Source organism: Trichococcus sp. (assembly GCF_049684335.1).
In the GTDB taxonomy this organism is placed as follows: Bacteria; Bacillota; Bacilli; order Lactobacillales; family Aerococcaceae; genus Trichococcus.
This window is the reverse complement of record NZ_JBAVFV010000058.1, coordinates 33808-58958: the sequence shown is the minus strand read 5'-3', so window position 1 is coordinate 58958 and position 25151 is coordinate 33808. Positions and strand designations below refer to the sequence as shown.

At 47.8% G+C, this 25151-nt stretch carries 21 protein-coding genes; 1 reads left to right on the top strand and 20 read right to left on the bottom strand.

The genetic code is table 11. The features are described 5' to 3' along the window. Nucleotides 1-133 precede the first annotated feature (133 nt). From WBM30_RS10630 to WBM30_RS10550, 17 genes are all read right to left on the bottom strand, one after another. Nucleotides 134-1231: an RNA-guided endonuclease InsQ/TnpB family protein gene (locus WBM30_RS10630; RefSeq protein WP_086629299.1), complete on the bottom strand. Its 1098-nt coding sequence runs from the start codon at nucleotides 1229-1231 to the stop codon at nucleotides 134-136. 102 nt (nucleotides 1232-1333) lie between these two features. Beyond that, nucleotides 1334-2788, bottom strand: coding sequence for an Asp-tRNA(Asn)/Glu-tRNA(Gln) amidotransferase subunit GatA (gatA, locus tag WBM30_RS10625; RefSeq protein WP_424900687.1), 1455 nt, complete (start codon nucleotides 2786-2788; stop codon nucleotides 1334-1336). Then, nucleotides 2785-3090: an Asp-tRNA(Asn)/Glu-tRNA(Gln) amidotransferase subunit GatC gene (gene gatC / locus WBM30_RS10620; protein WP_424900686.1), complete on the bottom strand. Its 306-nt coding sequence runs from the start codon at nucleotides 3088-3090 to the stop codon at nucleotides 2785-2787. The genes gatA and gatC overlap by 4 nt, the downstream gene beginning before the upstream one ends. A gap of 169 nt (nucleotides 3091-3259) precedes the next feature. Beyond that, nucleotides 3260-4393, bottom strand: a complete 1134-nt coding sequence (locus WBM30_RS10615) for a CamS family sex pheromone protein (protein ID WP_424900685.1) — start codon at nucleotides 4391-4393, stop codon at nucleotides 3260-3262. Then, nucleotides 4386-6416, bottom strand: a complete 2031-nt coding sequence (gene ligA, locus WBM30_RS10610) for an NAD-dependent DNA ligase LigA (RefSeq protein WP_424900684.1) — start codon at nucleotides 6414-6416, stop codon at nucleotides 4386-4388. Before ligA ends, WBM30_RS10615 begins: the two co-directional genes overlap by 8 nt. Before the next feature lie 19 nt (nucleotides 6417-6435). Then, on the bottom strand, nucleotides 6436-8718 hold the full coding sequence (gene pcrA, locus WBM30_RS10605) for a DNA helicase PcrA (RefSeq protein ID WP_424900683.1): 2283 nt from the start codon (nucleotides 8716-8718) through the stop codon (nucleotides 6436-6438). 297 nt (nucleotides 8719-9015) lie between these two features. After that, entirely contained in the window at nucleotides 9016-9672 is a 657-nt protein-coding gene (locus tag WBM30_RS10600) for a GntR family transcriptional regulator (RefSeq protein WP_424900682.1), read from the bottom strand. A gap of 45 nt (nucleotides 9673-9717) precedes the next feature. Then, nucleotides 9718-10848, bottom strand: a complete 1131-nt coding sequence (gene purK / locus WBM30_RS10595; RefSeq protein ID WP_424900681.1) for a 5-(carboxyamino)imidazole ribonucleotide synthase — start codon at nucleotides 10846-10848, stop codon at nucleotides 9718-9720. Nucleotides 10849-11063: 215 nt separating this feature from the next. Next, complete coding sequence (locus WBM30_RS10590; RefSeq protein WP_424900680.1) at nucleotides 11064-11684, bottom strand: glycoside hydrolase family 73 protein; 621 nt, start codon at nucleotides 11682-11684, stop codon at nucleotides 11064-11066. 37 nt (nucleotides 11685-11721) lie between these two features. Beyond that, nucleotides 11722-12573 (bottom strand): M15 family metallopeptidase, encoded by an 852-nt coding sequence (locus tag WBM30_RS10585; RefSeq protein ID WP_424900679.1) that lies wholly within the window; start codon nucleotides 12571-12573, stop codon nucleotides 11722-11724. 145 nt (nucleotides 12574-12718) lie between these two features. After that, entirely contained in the window at nucleotides 12719-13255 is a 537-nt protein-coding gene (locus tag WBM30_RS10580; RefSeq protein ID WP_424900678.1) for a hypothetical protein, read from the bottom strand. A gap of 145 nt (nucleotides 13256-13400) precedes the next feature. Further along, a complete protein-coding gene (locus WBM30_RS10575; protein ID WP_424900677.1) occupies nucleotides 13401-14054 on the bottom strand; it encodes a CBS and ACT domain-containing protein in 654 nt (217 codons plus the stop codon). Nucleotides 14055-14057: 3 nt separating this feature from the next. Next, nucleotides 14058-14726 (bottom strand): ABC transporter ATP-binding protein, encoded by a 669-nt coding sequence (locus WBM30_RS10570; protein WP_424900690.1) that lies wholly within the window; start codon nucleotides 14724-14726, stop codon nucleotides 14058-14060. Between the two features lie 37 nt (nucleotides 14727-14763). Beyond that, complete coding sequence (locus WBM30_RS10565; RefSeq protein WP_086985595.1) at nucleotides 14764-15537, bottom strand: ABC transporter ATP-binding protein; 774 nt, start codon at nucleotides 15535-15537, stop codon at nucleotides 14764-14766. Then, nucleotides 15537-16523, bottom strand: coding sequence for a branched-chain amino acid ABC transporter permease (locus tag WBM30_RS10560; RefSeq protein ID WP_424900689.1), 987 nt, complete (start codon nucleotides 16521-16523; stop codon nucleotides 15537-15539). The genes WBM30_RS10565 and WBM30_RS10560 overlap by 1 nt, the downstream gene beginning before the upstream one ends. Before the next feature lie 9 nt (nucleotides 16524-16532). After that, nucleotides 16533-17411, bottom strand: coding sequence for a branched-chain amino acid ABC transporter permease (locus tag WBM30_RS10555; protein ID WP_424900676.1), 879 nt, complete (start codon nucleotides 17409-17411; stop codon nucleotides 16533-16535). Nucleotides 17412-17636: 225 nt separating this feature from the next. Continuing rightward, nucleotides 17637-18782: an ABC transporter substrate-binding protein gene (locus tag WBM30_RS10550; RefSeq protein ID WP_424900675.1), complete on the bottom strand. Its 1146-nt coding sequence runs from the start codon at nucleotides 18780-18782 to the stop codon at nucleotides 17637-17639. 440 nt (nucleotides 18783-19222) lie between these two features. Between WBM30_RS10550 and WBM30_RS10545 the strand changes: the two genes are divergently transcribed. Next, the gene (locus WBM30_RS10545; protein WP_424900674.1) at nucleotides 19223-19693 is read left to right on the top strand and encodes an FUSC family protein; all 471 of its coding nucleotides are present in this window, start codon (nucleotides 19223-19225) and stop codon (nucleotides 19691-19693) included. A 62-nt stretch (nucleotides 19694-19755) separates the two neighbouring features. Here the strand turns inward: WBM30_RS10545 and WBM30_RS10540 are convergent, their stop codons facing one another. The 3 genes from WBM30_RS10540 to WBM30_RS10530 form a co-directional block, all read right to left on the bottom strand. Continuing rightward, entirely contained in the window at nucleotides 19756-23571 is a 3816-nt protein-coding gene (locus WBM30_RS10540) for an FtsX-like permease family protein (protein WP_424900673.1), read from the bottom strand. A gap of 15 nt (nucleotides 23572-23586) precedes the next feature. Beyond that, a complete protein-coding gene (locus WBM30_RS10535) occupies nucleotides 23587-24288 on the bottom strand; it encodes an ABC transporter ATP-binding protein (protein WP_086985590.1) in 702 nt (233 codons plus the stop codon). A gap of 223 nt (nucleotides 24289-24511) precedes the next feature. Next, the gene (locus tag WBM30_RS10530; protein WP_424900672.1) at nucleotides 24512-25039 is read right to left on the bottom strand and encodes a nitroreductase family protein; all 528 of its coding nucleotides are present in this window, start codon (nucleotides 25037-25039) and stop codon (nucleotides 24512-24514) included. Nucleotides 25040-25151: the final 112 nt, after the last annotated feature.

Genomic DNA, 25151 nt, shown 5'->3' with positions numbered 1-25151 from the left:
CTAACTAAATCTAGTTTATGTTTGCTTCCCTGTTCTTCGTGCCCGATTTGGTCCTGACGGACTACTTTCGTTTGATGCAGCACTCCGAGGGCGTAAATTCCGATGCAACGAATCGTACATATCCGAGCTACCGCTAGACTGCTTGGTAATCCCTCAGATTGTAGCTTGCATTCAGATCCCTATCACAATGGTGGCCGCAGGAACAGTGGTAGACCCTGTCGCTGCGTTTCAGGTCCTTTTTGAGCGTTCCGCAGTTGTTGCACAACTTGGAACTCGGGAACCACTGATCCACCTCAACAAAGACAATGCCATGCAGTTCGCATTTGTATTGCAGGCATTGCTTGAAGAAATAGAGTTTCTGATTTGCTATTGCCTTAGCCAAATGCTTATTCTTCATCATGCCGCTGATGTTCAGCGTTTCCATCACAATGCGGGAGGGTTTGGATTTCACGATCTCCGCTGTTGCTTGATGGACATGATTGGTTCGGATGTTGGCTAAGCGTCGGTGCTGTTTTCGGATTTCACCTTCTAGTTTTAGGAGATGGTTAGATTTAGGCGTTCCTTTCTTGTATTTTCTGCTTGCACGCCGCTGTAATCTCTTAAGGCGCTTCTCCGCTTTCCTCACGGAGGCTGTTTTGTTGATGTTTTCATAGAAAACACCATCAGAGGTGACAGCCAACTCCTTGATGCCGATATCCACCCCGACAATTCGATCGTCTAATTCGACGATATTGGGGTTCACTTCGACACCGACCGTCAGGTACCAATATTTACCGTCGAACTTGATGCGCGGGTTGTAGTATTTGCAATCCACGGGCAACGGCTCGTTGGTTTTGACCCAACCGATTTTTTCCAGCAGGACGCGGTTGCCTTTCACTTTCAGCTTGACGCAGTCATTGTAGAAGCTCGGTGTGGAGCGACGCTTTGTCTTGAATCGGGGATGCTGCGTTTGCCCATTGAAGAAGGTTTTGTAGGCTTTACAGGCATCCTTGACCGCTTGCTTGACGACATTGTTGGAAACATCGTTCAGCCAGGCGTATTTTTTACGTTTCTTCATCTTGGTGATGTGCTTGCGCAGGTCCCTGTCGCTGATGAATGTCCCGCCGAAGCGATTATTCATTTCCTGCATGCGGATCGTGTAGTTGTAGGCCCAGCGACCAGCGCCAGCCGCTTGGTAGAGTTTGGAAGTTTCGTCAATCAGAATCAAGCGGACCTTTCTAGTCAGCATCATCTCGGATCATCCCTTTCTATACGCAAAGTATAGAGGAAACAGGATCAAAAACAAAAGATTTGCATGCATTTGAGGAGATTATTATTGACAGTTAAAAGCCTCCTACAGGTTTGGGTGTTGGTCAAGATAGTCGTTCGCTTGTTCCAAGGCAAAAGCGGCTTGATAGATTTTTGCTTCTTCGAAGTAGTTACCGATCAATTGGATACCGATCGGCATGCCGTCAGCCGAGAAACCGCCAGGAACGGAAATGGCCGGAACGCCCGCTAAGTTGATCGTTACGGTCAACAAGTCATCCATGTACATAGCCAATGGATCGTCGTTCTTTTCGCCGATTCCGAAAGCAGTTGTTGTAGTGGTAGGCCCCAGAATCAGGTCGTAGCCTGCGAAGATGTTCGCGAAGTCGCGTTTGATAAGCGTGCGGACTTGTCCCGCTTTTTTGAAGTAAGCATCATAGAAACCGGCGCTCAACGAGAAGGATCCCAACATGATACGGCGTTTCACTTCCATCCCGAAGCCTTCGGAACGGCTCTTGATGTACAATTCATCCAATGAATTGACATTTTCTGCGCGGTAGCCGTAACGCACACCGTCAAAACGTTGCAGGTTGGATGAAGCTTCCGAAGAAGCGATGATGTAGTAAGCAGGGATTCCGTAAGCCAAAGTCGGCATGCTGACTTCTTCTACGGTAGCACCCATTTCTTCGAATTGGGCAGCTGCTTTTCTTACAGCCTCTTGGATTTCAGCGGATACGCCCTCTTGGAAATATTCTTTCGGCAAAGCAATCTTCATACCTGCTACATTTCCGTTCAGGTTTGCACTGAATTTAGGCACTTCCAACTTCATGCTAGTGGAATCTTTGGCATCATAGCCGCTGATTGCTTCCAACAACAAGGCGTTGTCGGTTACGTTGCGTGTCATCGGACCAATTTGGTCAAGGCTGGACGCAAATGCGATCAAGCCGTAACGGGATACGCGGCCATATGTCGGTTTCATGCCGACGATGCCGTTGAAGGCAGCCGGTTGGCGGATACTTCCTCCTGTGTCAGAACCCAATGAAGCGACAACTTCGCCGCTAGCAACCGCAGCAGCGGAGCCACCGGATGAGCCGCCGGGAACTTTTGTCAGGTCCCAAGCATTTTTGGTTTTTTTGTAGTAAGAGTTTTCGGTGCTTCCGCCCATGGCAAATTCGTCCATGTTAAGTTTCCCGACGTTGACTGCGCCGGCTTGCTTCAATTTGGTTACGACTGTTGCGTCATAGATCGGCATGAAGTCGCCCAAGATGCGACTCGCTGCTGTCGTTGTCACGCCTTCAGTGACGATGTTGTCTTTGATCCCTAAAGGAATACCGTTCAGTACATTGCCATCCGCGTAGCCTTTTTCGTCAGCTGCTTGCGCTTGTTTCAAGGCTCCTTCTTCGTTCAAAGCCAAGAATGCTTCCACTTTTCCGTCTGTTTCAGCGATGCGTTTGAAGGCTGCTTGTGTCAGTTCCACGGAAGAAAATTCTTTGTTGACTAAACCTACATGCAGGCTCGTTAGCGTTTCATCGAAAATACTCATGCGCCTTCCACCTCGTTATCTAGAATTGCCGGCACTTGGATCATGCCGTCCTCGGCTGTTTTGACGTTTTTGAATAAGAGGTCGCGATCCGTTCCTGGTTCCGCTACATCTTCACGCATGACATTCTTCAATGCATAGCCATGAGAAGTCACGGGTACATCCGTTGTATCGACCGCTTCCAATTGTTCCACCATGTCAATGATGTCGCCCAATTGTTCTGTAAAATGTGTGATTTCATTAGGAGCGAATTCCAGCTTGGCCAGTTTTGCTACGTGACGCACTTGCTCTTCAGTGATTGCCATGTAATACCCTTCTTTCTGTCGTTTTGTGTAGTCATCGTTTTTTTACATACTTATTCATTTTAGCATAAAAATCATCGGTTTGTGGGAGTTTTCTCACGTTTCCAGCACTTTCTGAAAACCATTAAAAGCGGAACGGGTTCGCTCAGCCCTCATTATGAAAAACTACCCGCTAATCGAAGATATGGTAACTGAAGCCCTGGCTGTCGTTCTCTCTTGTCAGGAACGATTCGATGCCGTTGATCGATTCAACTGTGATCTCAACAGGAATATTTTGGGGCAGGAACCGCCCTGCCGCATCCGTTACGTGCTGGGTGAACGCGATGATTTCCGTTTCCCCATAGAACTGCGTCGTGATGTCGATTTCGAGCGACATCAGCTGTCCATCGATGTATTTGCCTTCACCGACGACACCGTTCAGATTCGGGAAGAAATTCTGCACTTCATTTTTGAAGTTGTCAAAGTTGGAAGATTCTTCCGTCTGCGTTCCGCTTTGCAAAGGGAAGACGACTTTGCTTTCATTGCGGGTGATCCATTCACCGATCGCATTTCCTTCTGTGGAGACGCCTTCGAACAGATAGATGCCGCCGACCGGGCTGTCCTGCGCTGATTGTTCATAAATGCCGATGACGATCGGAATGCTTTCCAATCCTTCGGTCTGGCGCAAACGCGTAATGATCGTATCTGCATAGGCTTTAGCCTGTTCTTCCAGTTTATCGCGAGAAATGGCTTGTTCCATCGGCACATCGTTCACCTTGTAATAGTCGACCGAATTCATTGCCAGTCCGATCGTCATCCCGGCCAATTCGAAGCCATTGTCATTTTGAATCATATAGTCCTGTTCCAAAATCTGCTCTAGATAAATCGGCTCTCGGGTTGCAGCGTCGGTACTGCCGTTATCGGTCGGATTCAAACCGTCCGGATTAGAGTCGCTGTATCGTCCCAACCATAACCTCGTCGTATCATAATCGATGACTTGGCCTTCCTGAAAAAAATATTGGTCGGTCGGAAAAACATTTTTTGATACATCCAACAACTCCGCCTCAAAGTCTTTGATGTTAGCTGTCGAGTTTAGCGATAGGCTGACGCCGCGATTCTGGCTGAATTGGTACTTGCCGTCCACAATCAAGGCCGGGTAATAATCGGTCGACAACTGATTCTGTGTCGTTTGGACAGTCACTTTTTCAGGGCCGGTAGTGGTTGTATTCTCCGTCGTTTGCGTCTCTGATAGCTGTCCGCAACTGGCCAACAGGAACATCGCTGCTCCGGAGACAGTCATAAGGATGATGCTTTTCGCTTTATTCACTGCTGTCACTTCTTTCCAAGTTTTTCACCATATCTTCTTCTGTCCAGACAGGGATGCCCAAAGATTGGGCTTTTGCCAATTTACTGCCGGCTTCTTCTCCGGCAACGAGCCAATCGGTCTTTTTGGAGACACTGCCAGTCACTTTGCCGCCGAGTGCTTCGATCATTTCCGTTGCTTCGGTTCGGTTATAGTGTGTCAGTTTGCCCGTCAATACAACGGTTTTGCCGTTCCATATAGAATCAACCGCGGCCACCTCAGCCTTTTTCTTGCCCAAGTAGGTCAGATTCACGCCGTTCGACCGGAATTCTTCAATCAGGTCCTTCACTTCAGGCAATTGAAAATAGGCTACAACGCTGTCCGCGATGATGTCACCCATGCCTTCGACGGCCATGATTTCTTCTTTCGTCGCCTGCATCAGGCGTTCGATGGTTTCGAATTCCGCTGCCAAACTGGCTGCAGCCTTCGATCCGACATGGCGGATGCCCAAACCGAACAACAAGCGTTCGAATGAGTTCCCCCTGCTCTGATCGATGGCGGTCACGATATTGTTGGCAGATTTTTCTTTGATCTTATCCAATTGATAAAGGTCTTCTTCGGTCAGTTTATACAGGTCGGCTACGTCTTTGACAAGTCCTTTTTCGAACATTTGGCTGACGACGCGAACGCCCAGACCGCTGATGTTCATCGCGTTGCGCGAAACAAAGTGGGATAGGCCTTCCTTGATTTGGGCCGGACATTTCGGGTTGATGCAACGCAGAGCCACTTCCTCCTCTAGATGCACCAGGTGGCTCTCGCAGGCTGGGCACGTTTCGGGGATGACATAAGGTTCACTTTCCGGATTTCTGCGGTCGATGAGGACATGCTGGATTTCCGGGATGATGTCGCCGGCCTTATGGATCACGACAGTGTCGCCGATGCGCACATCCTTCTCACGGACGAGATCGACGTTATGCAGGCTGGCGCGCTGCACGGTGGAACCGGCCAAGAATACGGGCTCCATCACGGCTGTGGGCGTCACGACACCGGTACGGCCAACAGTCCACTCGATGTCGCGCACGATTGTTTCGGCTTCTTCTGCTTTGAATTTATAGGCGATTGCCCACCGCGGCGCTTTTACCGTATAACCGATTTCTTCTTGAGCAGAAAATGCGTTGACTTTGATGACGATGCCATCGATTTCATATGGCAATTCTTTTCTTCTAGCTGCGATTTCTTCCGTGAATGCCCAGACTTCTTCTATTGAATCGAAGAGTCTGCGTTCCGAATTGGTCCGCAAACCAACCTGAGCCAATCGGTTCAGCAGCGCATCCTGCGTTTCCACAGCCAATTGTTCGAAATTTGTGGCGCTGTATAGATAGATGTTCAGGTTGCGGCTTGCCGCAATGCTGGAATCCAGTTGACGCAGACTGCCAGCAGCGGCGTTGCGCGGATTCGCAAAAATATCCAAGCCTTTCTCATCGCGGTCCGCATTCAATTGGACGAATGAGGCTTTCGGCATGTAGCATTCGCCGCGGACTTCGAAAGTCAGCGGTTCATTCAGGCGCAACGGAATGGATTTGACCGTCCGCAGGTTCTGCGTGATGTCTTCTCCGGAATTTCCGTCCCCACGCGTCGCGCCTTGGATGAACAAGCCATTTTCGTACTTCAATGACACGGCCAAACCGTCGATTTTCAGCTCGCACATGTATTGCAAAGGCTGGTCGGTCAGTTTACTGATCCGTTGGTGGAATTGCAGCAGTTCTTCCTGATTGAAGGCATTCCCCAAACTCAACATCGGTGAATCATGCTGGACCTTTGTGAAGCCGGGCAGGATGGTCCCGCCGATGCGTTGCGTCGGTGAGTCCGTGGTGATCAGCTCAGGATGGGCTTTTTCCAATTTTTCCAGTTCTTGATACTGCTGGTCGTATTCTTTATCTGAAATACGGGGCTTGTCCAGTACATAATACTCGTAACTATAGCGGTTGAGGAGCGTCTTCAACGTCTCGATGCGCGCTTGGGCTTCGGTCAGACTTTCTTTCGCCATGAATGGTTCCCCTCCTAAATTAGGCTTTTTCGATCGGTGCAAAGGATGCCAACAAGCGTTTGATGCCGATATCTTTGAAGGCGATATCCAAAGTCAACCCATCGCCTTCTCCACTCGTCTGAACGACAATACCTGTGCCCCATTTCTTATGGCTGGCTTTGTCGCCCACAGCCCAGCCAAGGTTGGCCGCACCGCTGCTTCCAGTTTGCTGGACAGACTGCGTCGTTTTTTCACGCGGTCCGGCCGAAAACGTCTGACTGAAGGCTTTCTCCTGACGGGTATCGCTTGCTGTTTTCCAGCGGCCGCCGGAGCTTGCTGGTTTTGAAGAATACATACTTGACGTGGAGCCCGAACTGTCCTCGCGGTCCAGAACGGATCCGTCCAATTCATCAAGGAAACGTGATGCCGGGTTGGACATCGTACGTCCATACAGCATGCGGGAATAGGCATTTGTCAGGAACAGTCTTTGCTCCGCCCGCGTGATACCGACATAGGCCAGACGCCGTTCTTCTTCCATCTGGTCCTCATCCATGAAGGAGCGGGAAGATGGGAAAATACCGTCTTCCATCCCGATGATGAAGACGATCGGGAATTCCAATCCTTTGGCTGCGTGCATCGTCATCAGCGTCACTTCGCTCTGCGGTTCTTCCTCAATCTGATCCAAATCGGAAACCAGCGCCAAATCGGTCAGGAAAGAGGTCAGGTCAAAGTCGTCTTGATTCATTTTATCGAACTCCTGGGTTACCGACAGGAATTCATTGATGTTTTCGATTCGTGCTTCCGACTCCAGCGTCTTCTCCATTTCGAGGGCTTCTAGATAAGTCGTCTGGGAAAGCAACTCCTGCACCAATTCCGTGATTGGAAGGAATTCCTGCATTTTATGCAGATTGTCCATTATGGTAGCGAATTTCTTCAATTCCTTCGCGGCTTTTCCGGATACGCTGGACATTGCCACATCCTGGGAAGCCTGCAATAAGGTCAGGTCATGCATATTTGCGAATTCGCGCAGTTTTTCGACACTGGCATCACCGATTCCGCGTTTCGGCACGTTCACGATCCGGCCGAAGCTCAAGTCATCCGATGGGTTCACAATCAGACGCAGATAAGCCAAAAGGTCTTTGATTTCTTTGCGGTCGTAGAACTTGCGCCCGCCGACCATCTTGTAAGGGATGTTCGACTTCAGGAGGTTCTCCTCGATGACACGCGACTGGGCGTTCGTCCGGTAGAGCACTGCGAAATCCCCGTACTGGCGTTTGTTTTCGCGGACTTCCTGCTGCATCTTCGAGATGACATAGCGCGCTTCGTCGTGTTCGGATTGGCCTCGGTAGTAAACGATGTTCTCGCCATCTGGATTGTCTGTCCACAACTCTTTTTCTTTCCGGTTGACGTTATTTTGAATCACATCGTTGGCTGCGCGCAGTATTTTTTTTGTGGAGCGGTAGTTCTGCTCCAGCAAGACCACTTTTGCGTCCGGATAATCCTTTTCGAAGTTGAGGATATTCTCCATATCAGCCCCGCGCCAACCGTAGATACTTTGATCCGCATCGCCGACGACGCAGATGTTTTTGAACTTGCTGGCCAGCAACTGCACCAATTGATATTGGGCAAAGTTGGTATCCTGGTACTCGTCCACATGGATATAATGGAATTTATTTTGGTAGTAGGACAACGTTTCAGGATATTCCTGGAACAGTTTGACCGTCAACATGATCAGGTCGTCGAAATCCATCGATTGGCTGTTTTCGAGCGCTTTTTGGTAATCCTTGTAGCACTCGAAGACGATATTATCGATGTATCCGCCGGCGAAATCGCCGAATTCCTTCGGTGTCTGCAGCTCATTTTTCGCTTGGCTGATCCGACCCAGAATCATGCGGTGATCGAATTTTTTGGAATCCAGATTCTTCTCGCGGATGATGCGTTTCATCAATGTTTCCGTTTCGCTCTGGTCGCAGATGGTGAAGGAGCGCGCATAGCCGATCTGTTCGCTTTCTCTTCTTAGAATCCGCACGCACATGGAGTGGAAAGTGGATACCCACATGTCGTTGCCGACTGTTCCCACCAAGCGGATGACCCGCTCTTTCATTTCTTTTGCCGCTTTATTCGTGAAGGTGATGGCCAAGATGTTCCAAGGGTTGACTGATTTTTCTTCCAGTAGGTAGGCCATGCGATGGGTCAGCACACGCGTTTTGCCGCTGCCTGCCCCCGCCATGATCAATAATGGGCCTTCCGTCGCCAAAACGGCTTCTGCTTGCCTTGGGTTCATTCCTTTTATGAGATCGTGTTTTTGTTGCACAATTGCCATCCTTTCTTTTGTTGCCTTTGTTTCGGAGTGTGTATGGGTACGTTCTTTTTTGATAGGTTCAAGGCTGTAGTGCAGCCTTATCGATTCTGATTTGCATCATGGTTTAGTCTATCATTTTAGAGCCTGTCTATCAATGAATCCCCTGATATTTTATATAGTCTTTACTCCTTGTTCCCCTCAGTGCGGTTCTGTTTCTTTCACTATATTATGCCATCCACTTCCCCCTGCGCCATCCAACATAAAAGTCCTGCCGCTGAATCATTTGCTTGATTCAGCGGCAGGACTTTCTTTCTCAGTCTATTGGGCCAGGATATCGTTTGTGTCTTTCAACGTTTCAAAGAAGAAGATAAGGTATTCGCCCATCTTATCGTAATCTTTAGCACGTATACAGATGCTCACTTCTTGATACAAGGCGAGCAATTTGGCTTCGTTTTGATAACGCGCTTCATCCATCAGGTCACTGTTGTCGGAATAAGTGAGATGGATGTCCCGGGCTGTCGTCAAAATCAATTTCTTCAGGAATTGATTGTTGCTTTGTTCGATGAATGTCTCAAAGAGTCGGTATTCATTCTTGAAGTAACCCGTCGCATCACGGTAATTCAAATACTCCACTTGTTTTTCCAAAATCTTTTCAAATTTCTTATGATCCAAGGCGATGTCGTTTTCCTTCAGATATTGTAGGTAATTCATAATGAGACCTGCGATCAGTTCCAGGCGTTCCAATAGACCCTCGTTTGAGATCTTCTTCTCGGCCACGATATAGCCTTTGTAGGGGATGGATTTCACCATCCCTTCCTCCTCAAGCAAAAGCAGCGCAGTGCGAATCGGTGTCCGGCTCATAAACAACGCTTCAGAAATAAGTTGTTCGGTTATTTTGGTTCCCGGAGGCCAGCAATTGCTGTCGATTTTGTCCTTTATGTAGTCGTATGCCTTATTGAATAGCCTTTCCTCCATCAATTGATTCCTTCCTTCATATAAGAGAGCGGACACCTGTTTCCGTTACTCTGTAGATTTCAACAAGCCATTTTCTTCCAATTCGTTGATGAGGATATCTGGGCTGTCACCCAATAATGTGACGTGTCCCATTTTCCGTTTCGCGCGGTGTTCTTTTTTTCCGTAAAAGTGGAAATGCCAATCTGGTTTGGTCAGCAGCAGAATCAGCGCTTCATCAAGTTTTTCTTCCATGATATTGAAAGTCACGCTTGTATCGTACAACTGGATTTCCGGAATGGGCAACCCACAGATGCAGCGGACTAGCACCTCATATTGAGAGATGCTACAGCCGTCCAGTGAATAATTGCATGAATGGTGCGGTCGGACGACCAAACGGTTCACATACAGCGTTCCTGAGGAAGTCATGAATGTCTCGATCGTCAAAATTCCGGTCAGATTCATGGCCTTAGCAGCCAGCTTGCCGATATGCTCTAGCTCTTTCTGGAAGTTACCGCCTACTCTTGCTGGCGTGATTGTCTTCACAAGTTTTTGCTCCCGGTAGACTGTTTCGGTGACTGGGAATGAAGTGAACACATTGTTCACATCCTGTGCGACTGTAATCGCCAACTCCATCTCAAATGGGATCCACGCTTCCAAAATGCACGTTCCTTTTTTCAGTAAGGCTGACGCCCTTCCGAAGTCTTCTTCACTGTATAAAAGATGTTGCACCGGTGTAGCCATTTCAATACGTATCGGCTTCAAAACACACGGGAAGCCGATACTTTTGACAGCCTCTTCCATGTCTTCGATGGTGGTTATCGTCGCATAAGGCGTTACGTTTATGTTCAATGATTCCAGAAACGCCTTTTCGATTAATCGATCTTGGGTAATGGAAAGGCTGTCCGGATCCTGCGGTATGCTGATATAAGGATTGATTTGCGTCAGCAACATTGTATCCACGGCTTCGGATTCAAAGGTCAGGACGTCAGATTTTGCTGCGAGATCCGTCAGCGCATCAAAGTCTGTATATCTCTTGGTTATCTGCCAATCAGCTATTTGCCCAGCCGGACAGGCAGGGTCGGCGTCCAAGATGCCTATTTGGTAGCCCATTTTTTTGGCTTCCAAAGCAATCATACGGGCGACGTGTCCTCCGCCAATAATACCGATTGTTTTCCCGGGTAAAATTTGATTCGGCATGTGATCACACTACTCTCTTGGATTTTTCATTAGAATTTGTTAAAAAAGTCTTTACCAAATCATTTTATCACTATATTCAACGAATGTCGCCATGGAAAAAATCTCCATTTGTCGAATTTTCGTAAGAAATCAGAGGGGATGGGGCAAAAAAGCGCGGACATCAGGCAGCCTCTTGAAAAGGGCCCCATCTGTCCACGCGTTTCTGTTTGTATGCTTCAACTATCATATTCATAAAGTGCATGCTGTTCGATTACCGCAATCAATTTAGTCGCATAATCCGGATCGGTCGCATAGCCACAATCCTGAAGAGCTTGAGCTGCTTCCTGATAAGTGGCTGCCTGCAGAACGGGAGCGTATTGATTTGGATCCCAAGTGGTTCCGTTGACGAACAACAACGCATGGTCTTGGACCGATTCTGTCCAACTGCCGTAGACCCTGAACTTTGCTTGAATGGTGACCCACTGGCCGTTGTAGTATTCATTGGTCGTCAAAAGAACCGTATTTCCCGGATCCTCACCCTTCATGCCGTATAGGTTGTTGTAGACGGCAGACAGTTCGCTCTCTCCCCAATCTGATTCGAGTATCGCTTGAGCGATGCTGATGCTAGCGTGAACACCGTATGCTGCTTGCATCTGTTGTGCAGCAGGGGCGATAGTGGCGATGAAGCCGGTTCCCTGATTATTGTCGTACGCCGGGATATCCGGTACAATCGGAGCAAAATCGCCGATAAATGACAGACTTGCCATAAAACTGATCGACAAGAAAAATAAAATCTTAACGGCCTTAGTAGATGCTGATTGCGGTTGTTTTCGAGCCCGCTTACTCTTTCGTGCCATATTTTCCTCCATCTATTTGGTTGTGCTGCTTTACCTGCTATTGTTTACTGATCCCGAGTTCTTCATTTTGCTTCAGAATGGCTATGTATTCTTCCAACGTCAGATTCTGTTCAGTCATGTACACAGCGTTCTCTACGCCCACATACCGAAAATGCCACGGTTCAAAATTGATGCCGGTGATGTCTTCTTTCGATTTTGGGAAACGTAAGACGAAACCGTATTTGGGTGCATTTTCTTTCAGCCACAGCCCTTCCGGATAGTTTTCCAAATCCGGGAATAAGCCTGAATTACCTTCTTGGTTAGCTAACGCAGTCGATGTGATATCCACGGCGAGTCCGGTAGTGTGTTCACTGGCATTAGGCAAGGCGATATATTCTTCCGTCTTTGCGCGTGCCTCTTCTTCCGAAAAACCTGAGGCTAGATAATTTTGATAGTTGACATCATAGTTTGACTGTTGTTGCTCGATGGAGCGGTAACCTGAAATCATCGTGAAATCCATTCCGGCAGCTTTCCCCGCTTCCATCAGCGCTAAGTATGCGTCCTTAATTCTGCCGTCGATCTGATAGCCGCTTTCTGTCAGGTATAACTCCATGGCGATTTCTCCAGCAAGCTGATTTTCCCTGTTCACCAAAACCAAATTCCAATCAGTTGATGAAGCGGTAGGAGTCACGATCACTTTGGGCTCGTCTTCGTCAACTGCAGCTTTGGAAGCGGCTTGCGATTCTCCGGAGCGATTGCTTGTTGAAGAATTCTGCTGACTAATTGCTGATTCATCATCATTGGTTGTGCATCCTGTGAAAAAGAGCATCGCCAGCAAGAGTCCCGCAAGGAAACGCAGTCTTTGTGCGTACCGCTCAGGTGTATGGGAGTATTTTTTTTTCGTTTCCATATTCTACCCTCTTCTGGTCTGAAATTTTTTGTTATGCCTATTTTAGCACACACGCCCATCAATCCACACCCAAAAAGTAAGCCTAAGCTCGAATCCAATCGAAAAGCCAAGATACTATCATCTCGGCTTTTAGGTTTATATTAAATTATTCAGTAATTTTTGTAATGGTATCAGGCGTATTTTCATTGAACCATTCAAGCAGATTGATTTTTTCCGAATCGATCTGATGACGGATGATGCTAGGCAAGCGCAGGTCGATGATATCTTTGTAACTCCAGAAATCATAATTGCTCTCCAGTCGGAGTGTCGTGATTGCTGGTTTGTGGATCTCTGAATCATGGACCGTCTCATCGGTAGTGTACCATTTGAAATCAGCCAAATCCGTCGCTATCCATTTTTTGGCGACTTGATATTTCAGGAATTGATATTCTCTTACAGGGTTCTCTGCCACTTCGGGAAGAATTTCAGCATTGCGGCAAACTTTCTGGACAAGCATCCACTCATAATCGGTGAACAATTTTGAAATGATCTGCATGTTCTCGGGTTTTAAACCATGCTCTCCTTTTTTCCAGCGATCCCAGCTCTGCGGCGAGATCCCTAGTTGATTGGCATAAAAAGCTTTTTCACTGACATATTGCTCTTTGATCGTAAACAGGACAATTGTTATAAGTGCATTATTCATTTATGTGACCTCCAATCTATCATGTTCTCATTATACACTTATTACGTGATAAAAGAAATCATTTACGTAAAAAAACCGCCCACTCCGTTTTGTTGGAGTGGGCGGCTATTCATTTGCATGATGTCGGTTACTGAATCATCACATCCTATACTCTCTCGGGTTTGTAGATGATTGATCCAATCTCGTAGCCATGTTCTTCAAGTCTGGAACGGATGCCGTCGATGTCTTTGCTTTCCAATTGGACAACGACCTGGACATAGCCCATTTTGCGGTACGTCGCAATCTGTTGGATGTTGATGTTCTCATCGGAGAAGATATCCGTCAGGTCTTCGAGCACGCCTTTTTTGTCTTCATGAATATTGACAACCACGCGGACGCCCGGTGTGTAGTAACCCAGCACATCGATGAAGGCAGAGAAGATATCCTTTTCGGTGATGATGCCGATCAGGCGGTTGCCTGTCTCTACGACCGGCAATACGCTGATGCCATTCTCACGCATCATTACGGCAGCTTCTTCCAAAAGAGCTTCCTTGCTAATCGTTACGACACGTTTTTCCATGATGTCGGCCACTGTCGTTTTGTTCAACAGATAGTTGACTTCATGCATATCCAAACTGGTCATGCTGGAAGGTGTATTGCGTTCAATGATGCCCTCCGTTATCAAACCCACGATAGTCTCGCCTTGAACAACCGGTAGACGGTGGATCTTATGCTCTTTCATTAAATCCAAAGCTTCGATAATTTTTGTTGAAGGTTGAATCGTTACTAAATCCGTTGACATATAGCTTTGTACATCCATTGTTTAGCCTCCTAAGTAAGCTTTCTGAACTTCGTCACTTGCTAATAATTCTTCCCCAGTTCCGGTCAATACGATATTTCCCGTCTCCAATACATAACCGCGATTCGCAATCTGAAGCGCAACGTTAGCGTTTTGTTCAATCAAGAGGATCGTTGTGCCTTGTTTCTGGATATCCTGAATGATATGAAAAATTTCCTTGATGAAAATAGGCGCCAGCCCCATCGAAGGCTCATCCAAAAGCAACAGCTTTGGCTTCGTCATCAAAGCGCGGCCCATTGCCAACATCTGTTGCTCCCCACCGGACAAGGTGGCTGCATCCTGATTTTTTCTTTCGCGAAGAATCGGGAATCGTTCGAATACCGCTTCGAGATCACCAGCAAGGTTCTGCTTGTCTTTGCGGGTAAAGCTTCCCAGGTCAAGGTTTTCTTGAACGGTCAAACCTTTGAAGACATGGCGGCCTTCCGGTACTTGGGCAATCCCTTGTTCAACGATTTTTCTGGTCGCGATATTATGGATAGGTTTCCCAAAATATTCGATTCCTCCTGAAGACGGCTTCACCAAGCCAGAAATCGTACGCAAAATGGTGGACTTTCCTGCTCCGTTGGCGCCGATCAAAGTCACGATTTCGCCTTCATTCACTTCAAAGCTGATATCTTTGATGGCTTGGATCATGCCATAGTGTACGGATAGATTTTTTACTTTCAGCACGTTAGTCGCCTCCTAGATAAGCCTTGATTACGGCTGGATTTTTTTGGATTTCTTCCGGGGTTCCTTTGGCAAGCAGACGGCCATATTCCAACACATAGATTCTTTCGCACACATTCATGACCAAGGACATATCATGCTCGATCAAAACGACGGTGATTTTGAAATCTTTCTGTATTTTGCGGATCAAAGCGGTCAATTCGGCAGTCTCTTGCGGATTCATGCCGGCAGCAGGCTCGTCCAAGAAGAGGATTTTTGGATTCGTCGCCAAGGCGCGGACGATTTCCAAACGACGTTGCTCGCCGTAAGGAAGATTTTTCGCCAGAACATCATATTTCTTTTCCAGTTCGAAAATGGCCAACAATTCCAAAGCTTTTTCACGCATTTCGGCTTCTTTGCGGTAATAAGTCGGTGTACGCAGCAAGCTGTGGAAAGTATTCTCACCCATAGTGCTGTGCATCGCGATCAAGACATTATCGATAACCGTCAGTTCCTTGAAGAGACGGATATTCTGGAATGTACGCGCTAAGCCAAGGTCCGTAATTTTGTAAGGCGCTTTTCCGTTCAACAACACTTTTTTGTTGTCAATCTCCAATTCGATCGTGCCTTCTGTCGGAACGTATACGCCTGTCAGCAGATTGAAGAAGGTCGTTTTACCAGCACCATTGGGGCCGATCAGACCGACCAATTCATTTTCTTCGATCGTAAAATCGACATTGGATACAGCGGCCAAACCGCCGAAGTTTTTGGTCAATTCTTTTACTTCTAATAGGCTCATTATTGGACCTCCTTCTTAGCAGTATCTTTTTTCGCGAAGCGCTTCAATAAACCGGACATCGTAAATTCACGGTTGCCCAACAATCCGCCTGGACGGAATACCATGATGGCGATGATGGCAAGCGAGTAGAAAATCATGCGCAGCTCTCCGAACGATTGCAGATATGTGTTCAGGACACCCAACACAACTGCTGCAACGATTGTGCCCGTTACACTGCCGATACCGCCGAACACGACGATGATCAGTACATCGATCGATTTTTGAAAAGTGAAATCGCTCGGATTGATTACACTGAAATAAGTGCCGTACATGGATCCTGCGATGCTGGCAGTTGCTGCCCCGATCATAAAGGCAATAACTTTGTAGGTCGTTGCATTGACACCCATCGACTCAGCAGCAATCTCATCTTCGCGGATGGCGATGGTTGCACGGCCAGGGCTGCTGTTGATGTAGTTGACGGTAAGGATGGTCGTTACAATCAGAATAACGAACAAGACCATGATGAAACCAGTATTCGATTCGAAAGGGAATGAAATGCCGCTGATTCCGCGGGCGCCATTGGTCAATTCACCCATGTTCAGAATCAGGATACGGATGATTTCCGCCACACCCAATGTCGCAATCGCCAAGTAGTCGCCTTTCAGACGGAGCGTCGGTATCCCGACGATCAAGGCCACGATGATGGAGATGATCATACCCACGGCCAAGCCGACAAAGAAGCCCGCCAAGCCTTCCATCGAATCTCCGATGATGGCGCCGCTGTAGGCCCCGATTGCCATAAATCCGGCATGCCCCAGAGAGAACTGGCCGGAAAATCCGATGACCAGATTCAATCCGATAGCCAGGATGATGTTGATCATGATGGTCACTAAAGTGATTTGGTAGAAGGGAGAAATCATGTTTGTGCTGACGCCGATGAACAGTATGACAGCCATCACAGCGATAAGAATGAGCCAACCTAGATTTATTTTATTGAATTGTTTCATTTTTATCACCTACACTTTCTCTTTTGTATTTTTCCCGAAGATTCCGGAAGGTTTAACGATCAGGATGATGATCAGGATCAAGTAAACAACCGCATCTTTGAACATCGATCCGCCATAAGCGCTGACCAAAGTCTCGATGATCCCGATTGCATATCCGCCGACCATTGCTCCAGGAATAATGCCGATGCCGCCGAATACTGCCGCAACGAAAGCTTTCAGACCTGGTGTTACACCCATCAATGGCGAAATCGAATTATAATAGATACCGACCAATACCCCTGCTGCTCCGGCTAACGAAGAGCCCAGGACGAACGTAAAGGAAATGACGTTATCCACGTTGATCCCCATCAATTGTGCTGCTTCAGGATCGGTACTTACTGCCCGCATGGCTTTCCCCATCTTTGTGTACTTTACGATGACCTGCAGAGCGATCATCAGAATGACCGTCGTCAGGAAAATCAGGATCTGCTGCGAGTTGATGGTCACACCGCCGAACGTCCAATTCCGGACTACCAATGCTGTCGGGAAGGCCTTCACTTCAGGCCCCATTATATAGATCATGACATTTTGCAATAAATAAGAAACCCCGATGGCTGTAATCAGCGTCGCTACCCTTGTTGCTCCCCGCAATGGTTTGTAGGCGATTTTCTCGATGACCACCCCTAAAATGGCACAAAAAATCATTGAAATCAGAATGGCTGGGAAAAGGCCAAGGCCAACGTTTTGGATCAAAGCATATCCAAGGTACGCGCCCACCATATAAATGTCCCCGTGGGCAAAGTTAATCAATTTGATGACACCGTATACCATGGTGTACCCTAACGCAATCAAAGCGTAGATACTTCCCAACGATATACCGTTTATCAGCTGTTGAACTAAATTTTCCATTTTACACCTCTCTTTTCTTCTGCTGCACAGAAATCTTTCTTTCATTATACTGTATTGTTCGCCTATAGTTTACTATTATTCACATACGATGAGGGATTCCTTAATGGCGAGGTTAAACATAAAGAAAGGTGCTAAGCAAATTCTGCCAGCACCTCATTGTGTTACTTTAGAATCAAACGGCCTATTCAGGTTTCAATGCCACAATTTTTGTGCGCCAGACTATTTTTATTTAGCTGGTTTCACAATAGAGTTGCCGACTTCTACACCATCTTGTAATTCAATAACGAAAGCGGATTTGATAGGGTTGTGGTTCTCGTCAAATGAGAATGTACCCGTTACACCTTCGAAATCTTCAGTTGCCGCTAAAGCATCTGTAATTGCTTGAGGATCTGTGCTGTCAGCAGTCGTGATTGCATCGAATACTAATTGCGCAGCATCGTAAGCCAAAGCTGCGAATGAATCTGCAGGTTTGCCGTACTCTGCTTCAAAAGCAGCCAAGAATTCTTGTACTTTAGGATCTTCACTGTTCGGAGTGAAGTGGCTAGCGTAGAATACATTATCGACATTATCGGCACCAGCCAATTCAACCAATGTTGAGTTAGCGAAGCCATCTGGTCCAAGGATCGGTTGCATGATACCCATTTCGCGGGCTTGCTTGATGATCAGTCCACCTTCTTCATAGTATCCAGGCAAGAAGATGACATCATAATCCATTTTCGCAATGTTCGTCAAGATTGCTTTGAAGTCTGTATCGCCAGCTGTAAAGTTTTCTTCAGCAACGATGTCTCCAGTGAAAGTTTCTTTGAACGCATCTGCCAAGCCAATTGCATAGTCAGTAGAGTTATCCACTAAGATGACAGCTTTTGTAGCTTGTAAGTCTGTTTGAGCGAACTCTGCCAAGGCTTTACCTTGGAAGGAATCCTGGAAACATACACGGAAAACGTATTCCAAGACGGAATCGCCATCCATTGTTACGCTATCGCCTGTAGCAGCAGGAAGGATCGCTGGTACTTTTGCTCTTGTAACTGCTGGAGATTGTGCGTTTGCAGCACCCGTTGTAGCGGGTCCTAAGATTGCGACAACATTGTCTTCGGTGGCTAAACGAGTTGCAACCGATGTAGATTCTGAAGGCTCAGATTTATTATCGTAAGATACGTATTCAATCTCTTTGCCCAATAAGCCATCTGCAGCGTTCTGTTCTGCAACTGCCATTTTGATTCCTTCGTCCATCAGCGTGCCGTATGCACTCGCACCGCCTGATAATTCAAAGTTACCACCCAATTTGATTGTATCGCTCTCTTCTGTTGCGCCATTGCCGCATGCTGCAAGTACGAATACAGATGCCAAACCCATCAATAATTTCTTTTTCATCTAAATAATCCTCCCCATCTCACTATATGTTAATAATTAGTTGCAAATCCAAAGAAAAGGCCCTCATCCTTCTCCTTAAAATTTAATGTCATTAGTATAGAATATTCTGACAATTTAAGCAACCCAATTTTGGCCTTTTTTAGCAAAAAGCGAATGTTCTTTTTTTACCTCAGCTTAAAAAGGCGCTGTTGCAACAAATCCAACAAAACAGCTTGTCCGACAAAGGACATTGTTTGTCCAAAAACAACTACTCTTTCTTTCTCATTTTCCAAAAAATCACACTGAACAAAACCGCAAATGCAGGTGTATTATTTGCACAATAATACGAAAATGACTTGAAATAAATTCTGAAATGCTTATGATTGAGATATTATTTGTTTTCGAGAGGAAGTGCAGTACTTACTATGTTTCATTTGGATAAGGAGAAGTTCCGCGTAGGCATGCGTACGATAAAGTCCGGCGTTGCTGTCGGTTTGTGTGTCCTGCTGTTCAAACTGTTGGACCGAGGTTCTCCTATGCTGGCCGGATTGGCTTCTGTCTTTGCTTTGCGTGAAGATTGCTCGCAGTCACTCCATCATGGCATCCGTCGTGTCGGAGGCAATTCTGTAGCCGGTATCCTCGGGGTCACCTTGATTGCCATCAAAGATTTTCTGGGACTGGATTTTTCTGTGGATTTCTTCGGTACGATCATCGCCGTCATCATCCTGATTACGGTCTGCAATGTCCTGGACATGTCGACGGCTATCGTCGGCGCGACCGCGACCTTCCTTGTCGTCTTCTACAATATAGACGATACCGAAAAGATCACGTACGCAATCCAAAGGGTACTGGATACCGTAATCGGCACTTCCATCGCCATCGGGGTCAACTACCTGCTGCCAGGCGCGCCTCAAGCACCATCTGAAAATTGATCAACTGCAGAAAAAAACGCGTAAGCCGCCACTTTTTGGCCGCTTGCGCGTTTTTTTTCGTTCTATTCGACTGATTTGAGTGCTTCTATCATGTCCACTTGTTTAAGTTTGCGGTGCATGATCAGCATGACGACGCTTGAGAACAATAATGACAACAAGCCTGAATACAGGTAGCTGATCGGCATGATGGTCGGCGGGAACATCATAAAATCGATTTCCACCATTTTAAGAACGACTGTACTCAAGATCTTCCCAAGAACGAAACCGAATAAAATGCCCAGCAAGGTTAAGATTAAGGACTCTCTGTAGATATACATGCTCACTTCAACATCATAGAACCCCAAAACTTTGATGGTCGACAATTCCCTGATTCGCTCCGATACGTTGATGTTCGTCAGACTGTAAAGGACAACAAACGCCAAGGCGGCTGCTGATACGATTAATACCAAGGTGACGATATCGAGACTCCCTAGGGTTTCAGCGAAGCTGCGGTCGACGGAATTGATGAACGTCACCAGCGCGACGGCTTTTTCTCCCATCGCTTCGGATCCGAAGCTCCGCTCCCAACTTTCCGGTTCGTCAAACAGCAACAGATCCGTTGTCGGTTCCGCGGCTTTGATGAAAACTTCTTCGTAAAGGGTTGGCGTCAAGTAAATATAATGGTTGACGTAGTTTTCGGTGACAGCCTGGATAGGAACCTGGTAGGTCTGCATTTCATCATTCCGGATTTCGATGCTATCTCCCGGTCCGACGCCTGCCAAATTCGCCAATTTTTCCGAGATGACGGCTCCCTCATTTGTCAATGCGATCGGTTCTTGCGTCGCGCGGTCACGCAGGCTGACAAACTCCGCCAGATTTTCGGTGTCCAGCGGAGAAAAAACCGTTACGTTCTGCAGGTTCACACCTTTTTTATCCAGTTTATAGCTCTCCTGGACCACTTTGAGATGATCCGTTATTTCAGGAGTCGCAGCGATCAGTTCATCATATGAAGTGATTTCTTCCTCGCTTGCTTCCGGACGCATCACCGTGATTGCGTTGTAGCGCATCACGTCGTTGAATTGTGTGTCCGCCAATCCGGAGATGGAATTCTTGATGCCGTATCCGGTCAAGATCAAGGCGGTACATCCCGCAACACCCAGAATCGTCATCATATTGCGCGCTTTGTAGCGCAGCAAGTTCCGCACTGTGATTTTCGAATTGAAACTCAGGCGATCCCAAACGAATGTCAGCCGCTCCAAAAGCACACGTTTGCCGTTCTTCGGCGCTTTCGGACGCATCATCGCAGCAGGATTTTCCCGGAGTGACGTATGAGCGGCCCATGCTGCCGGACCGATAGTGCAAAGCATTGCGATAGCTATGGAAATCAGTGCGTAGGACAGGTAATAGGTGATTTTTACGGAAGGAAGGCTATACATGGACCCGTAAGCATCAAAAATGACTGCAGGGAAAATATTATAGCCGGCCACCAAACCGAGGGCTGTCCCCACGATGCAAGCGATCGCTGCATAGATCAAATATTTTTTTGCGATATCGAAATCACTGTAACCGAGTCCTTTCAACGTACCCATCTGCTGGCGCTGTTCATCCACCATCCGAGCCATCGTCGTAAAGCTCACTAAGGCCGCAATCAGGAAGAAAAACACCGGGAAAATTTCTGCAATGGCCGAGATGCGGTCGGCATTATCGCGGAATTCCTGATAACCTGGATTGCCGGATCGATCCGTCACATAGTAGACCGGTTCAATCAGATCGGTCAAAGCTTGCTTCGCTTCCTCGACCTGCCGGTTTCCGTCAGCTATCTCCAGTTCGGCATCGGCGCGTTCAGCTGTGAAGGTGGTCAAGCCCTCTTGATACTCTGCTTCGCCCTGCTGGATTTTCTGCCAAGCCGCCGCAAGGGCCTGTTCACCACTCGCGCGTTGGCTTTCCAACTCAGACCAGCCATTGTTGATCTGTGTCTGGCCGTCCTCCAGTTGCGCGAAGGCAGACGCCAATTCCAATCTGCCGTTTTCCAACGCTGTCGCTTGTTCGACGAATTGAGCATCAGCGGCTGCAATCTGGGCCTTGGCATCAGCCATGAACACTGCAATCTTTTCTTCCAGCACTCGTTGCTGCTCCAGCAATTCTGCACCTTTGGCAGCCAGTTCGGCGCCGTCTTCCTCCAACAGGCGCTGCGCTTCTAGGAGAGCGGCCTCTTCAGCGGCCCGTTCCGTTTGGAAAGCCGCGGCTGCTGCGGTTAAGGCTTCTTGCCGGATCGCTAAGGAGGCTCCCGTTTGTTCCAAATCACTTTGGCGGCTCGCCAAATCCGCTTCGGCTTGAGCCAGATCAGATTGCTCAGCATCCAAAATCACCTGCTGCTCAGCCATAGCAGCTAAGCGTTCTGCCACGCTCGGGTCCGTTTCCGGATCCAAAGCTGCCAAGGTGTCCCTTTCTGCATCGATGGCGGCTTGCCTTGCGGAGAACTCAGCTTGCTTGGTTGCTTTTTCCATTTGGAAGGCTGTCATGTCAGCGGTGAAGAGGGTCAACCCGTTCTGATAGACAGCACCATCCGTCTCCAGACTCGTCTGCTCGGCCAGCAAGAGTTCTCCCTTTGCCGCTAAAGAGGTTGCCCGTTCCTGCAGCTCTACACCTTTGGCTTCCAGTGAGGCTTGGGTCGCTTCAATTTCGGATTGCCCATCGAGTAATGCTTGCGCCAACTCAGCTATTTCGCGGCCTTCGGGCGTATCGGGCAGACTCGCCAACAACACGTCCAATGAGGCATCCGAACCGGTTTGCCCTTGCAGGGAGTCTTTCTGCGCTTCCCAAGCTGCCTTCGCCTCGTCGTAAAGCGCTTTGTTTTCAAGATAGGTCGAAAAGCCCGCGCGGTATTCGGCCATGCCAGCATCGATTTCGACTTGACTGGCGGTTAAGGTGTTCTCGGCTGCTGCAATTCTGTCCAGAAACAACTGGCGATTTTCTTCGTAAGCCGCTGTTCCATCATCCAATCGTTGCCGGGCATCCTGAAGTTCCTGCTCGGCTTCCGCAAGCTTGTTTTTTCCTTCCTGCAGTTCATCTTCCGCGTCTTTGATCTTCCGCTGCCCTTCTGCACGGATTTCGTTGATGCGTTCCAACGGTCTCCCGTTCAAGGCGAGTTCCACGTCATTGGCCAAGTTGTCCACCTGATCGTCATAGCTGTCCGTATAGCCGGTTTCCGCCGCATCAGGAGCGATCGTCAGGTAAGCCTCCGTGTAGATGTTGCCGAGGATGTCCGAATCAGGCACGACAACAAACGCATCCAAGCTGCCTTTCCCGACGTTCGTAGAGCCGCGCATCATCGTTTCGATGTACATCGGCGAGTCTACAAAACCGACGACCGTGTATTCCTGTTCTTTCAAGGAAATGCGGTTTTCCTTTTCCTCCTCAGTCAGCCCTTCTTCGGATTCATGGCGGAAGATGACGGTATCCCCAATCTGATAAGTGTTCATCAAATTCTGTTTCGCATCCAAGGCGATTTCCCCGCTTGTCTCCGGCAGTCTGCCATCGACGACCGCATATTCATTGACCGGATCCGCACCGCTTTGCAACGGGAAGACTTTTACGAGAAAGTCACTGCCTTCCATTTCGATATCCACCGTACGCATCGGATGGACAGCCGTATCGGCCGTTTCCGCCAAAATGGCGATATCCGCTTCTTCCAATCCGTACGTGGACAACACCTTCAAGTCATACAGGTTGTTTTCTTCATAATAGTGATTGGCGGTATCCAGCATATCCGGACCCGCCGCTTTGATGCCGGCAAAGAAGGCCACACCCAACGTGATGATGGCCAATAACGCGAGGAAGCGCGCCTTACTTTTGCCTATCTCTATCCAAATGTCTTTCCAGAGCGCTTTTTTCTTCATCGTAGACTCCCCCTCCTACCATTCGATTTCTGATACTGGTTTGGGATTCGGATTTTCATGGACGGCCCTTACTTTGGCATTGTTGATTTCGATGATTCGGTTCGCCATGGCTGCGATGGCTTGGTTGTGCGTGATGACGATGACGGTCGTTCCAGTATCGAGGCACGTATCCTGCAGCAACTTGAGCACTTGTTTACCCGTTTCGTAATCCAGTGCCCCTGTCGGCTCGTCGCAAAGCAACAGCTTGGGCTGCTTCGCCAAAGCGCGAGCGATGGCAACGCGCTGTTGCTCGCCTCCGGAGAGTTGCGCCGGAAAGTTGTCCATGCGTTCGCTCAGACCTACCTCACGCATGACTTCGGCAGCGTCGCGGGCATGGGGCGATATTTGCGAGGCAAGCTCCACGTTCTCCTTCGCGGTCAGGTTAGGCACCAGGTTATAGAATTGGAAGACAAAACCGACATCACGCCTTCTGTAGGTCGTCAATGCTTTTGAAGTGAACTGGGAGATGTCCACTCCATCGATGCTGATGTGCCCTTCATCGGCATCATCCATCCCCCCAAGGATATTCAGAACAGTGGATTTTCCGGCTCCACTGGGCCCTAATATCACAACAAACTCTCCTTCGTTGATGTCGAAGCTGATTTTGTCGTTGGCTGTAATCCGTGTCTCGCCCATCTGATAAAATTTACTGACATTCTTTAAGGAAATGTACGCCATTATGTATCCCTTCATTTCTTGATTGATTTGAATTCTGAAGCTTTCCGGAAAAATTATCCGCAATATACTTACCTATTGTAATAGTACAATCGTATACAAAAGAGCGCAGAAATGCAATTGGTTCCTTCCTGCTGTATTTTTTCAATCACAGATCAGTATGCAAAAAACGACCCGGGAAACCTGAATGTTTCTCCTAAGGTCGTTTTTCATTTTCTGAATCGTGCTATTCTACAATGTTGCTGGCGATTTTTTCCAATGTGCGCAGTCTGTCATGTAGATAGCCGTGCGGATAGCCCGCCACCATCCCGGCAACAGGCGTGAAACCGTCTGGAATCTGCATTTTTTCGCGGATCCCTTCAGCATCCAATGTGCCGTTCGCCATCAGTCCCATCAGGAAGCAACTTCCCAATAGTTCCGCTGTTGCCTGCAAGTGCATATTTTCTACGATTGCGGCCGCACTGGCGATGCTGCCTGGTTTAGCCGGTTCCTTAGCGGAAACAACGAAAAAAGCAGGTGCTCCGTACAATGGATCCTTATCCTTGTTGCCCGTCACTTCCTTCGCCGTGGATGTAATCGCTGCCAATATTTCCGAATTTTTTATGACCGTGATATGGTAATCCTCAAAGCGACCGCGGCTGATCGGTGCATTTTGGCCAGCTTGCAATATAATTTCGATTTGCCCTTGGGACAGCTCGAACGTTTGGTAGCTGCGTGTTGATTGTCTCGTATGCATTATTTTCATGAAATCCATTTCGTTTCCCTCACTTCTTAAAAATTACTATAATCTAAGGCTATTATACCCTTTCGGGCACAAAAAATGAACGGAAATCGAGGCCTGCAGAAAAAATCATTCTGCATGATCG

Excerpts from the sequence above, each read along its gene's own strand:
- gatC (WP_424900686.1), bottom strand. The coding sequence starts at position 3,090 with ATGGCAATCACTGAAGAGCAAGTGCGTCACGTAGCAAAACTGGCCAAG.
- WBM30_RS10630 (WP_086629299.1), bottom strand. The coding sequence starts at position 1,231 with ATGATGCTGACTAGAAAGGTCCGCTTGATTCTGATTGACGAAACTTCC.
- pcrA (WP_424900683.1), bottom strand. The coding sequence starts at position 8,718 with ATGGCAATTGTGCAACAAAAACACGATCTCATAAAAGGAATGAACCCA.
- WBM30_RS10530 (WP_424900672.1), bottom strand. The coding sequence starts at position 25,039 with ATGGATTTCATGAAAATAATGCATACGAGACAATCAACACGCAGCTAC.
- purK (WP_424900681.1), bottom strand. The coding sequence starts at position 10,848 with ATGCCGAATCAAATTTTACCCGGGAAAACAATCGGTATTATTGGCGGA.
- WBM30_RS10570 (WP_424900690.1), bottom strand. The coding sequence starts at position 14,726 with ATGATCCAAGCCATCAAAGATATCAGCTTTGAAGTGAATGAAGGCGAA.
- WBM30_RS10535 (WP_086985590.1), bottom strand. The coding sequence starts at position 24,288 with ATGGCGTACATTTCCTTAAAGAATGTCAGTAAATTTTATCAGATGGGC.
- WBM30_RS10600 (WP_424900682.1), bottom strand. The coding sequence starts at position 9,672 with ATGGAGGAAAGGCTATTCAATAAGGCATACGACTACATAAAGGACAAA.
- ligA (WP_424900684.1), bottom strand. The coding sequence starts at position 6,416 with ATGGCGAAAGAAAGTCTGACCGAAGCCCAAGCGCGCATCGAGACGTTG.
- WBM30_RS10550 (WP_424900675.1), bottom strand. The coding sequence starts at position 18,782 with ATGAAAAAGAAATTATTGATGGGTTTGGCATCTGTATTCGTACTTGCA.
- WBM30_RS10555 (WP_424900676.1), bottom strand. The coding sequence starts at position 17,411 with ATGGAAAATTTAGTTCAACAGCTGATAAACGGTATATCGTTGGGAAGT.
- WBM30_RS10545 (WP_424900674.1), top strand. The coding sequence starts at position 19,223 with ATGCGTACGATAAAGTCCGGCGTTGCTGTCGGTTTGTGTGTCCTGCTG.
- WBM30_RS10575 (WP_424900677.1), bottom strand. The coding sequence starts at position 14,054 with ATGGATGTACAAAGCTATATGTCAACGGATTTAGTAACGATTCAACCT.
- WBM30_RS10565 (WP_086985595.1), bottom strand. The coding sequence starts at position 15,537 with ATGAGCCTATTAGAAGTAAAAGAATTGACCAAAAACTTCGGCGGTTTG.
- WBM30_RS10580 (WP_424900678.1), bottom strand. The coding sequence starts at position 13,255 with ATGAATAATGCACTTATAACAATTGTCCTGTTTACGATCAAAGAGCAA.
- WBM30_RS10540 (WP_424900673.1), bottom strand. The coding sequence starts at position 23,571 with ATGAAGAAAAAAGCGCTCTGGAAAGACATTTGGATAGAGATAGGCAAA.
- WBM30_RS10590 (WP_424900680.1), bottom strand. The coding sequence starts at position 11,684 with ATGGCACGAAAGAGTAAGCGGGCTCGAAAACAACCGCAATCAGCATCT.
- WBM30_RS10585 (WP_424900679.1), bottom strand. The coding sequence starts at position 12,573 with ATGGAAACGAAAAAAAAATACTCCCATACACCTGAGCGGTACGCACAA.
- gatA (WP_424900687.1), bottom strand. The coding sequence starts at position 2,788 with ATGAGTATTTTCGATGAAACGCTAACGAGCCTGCATGTAGGTTTAGTC.
- WBM30_RS10560 (WP_424900689.1), bottom strand. The coding sequence starts at position 16,523 with ATGAAACAATTCAATAAAATAAATCTAGGTTGGCTCATTCTTATCGCT.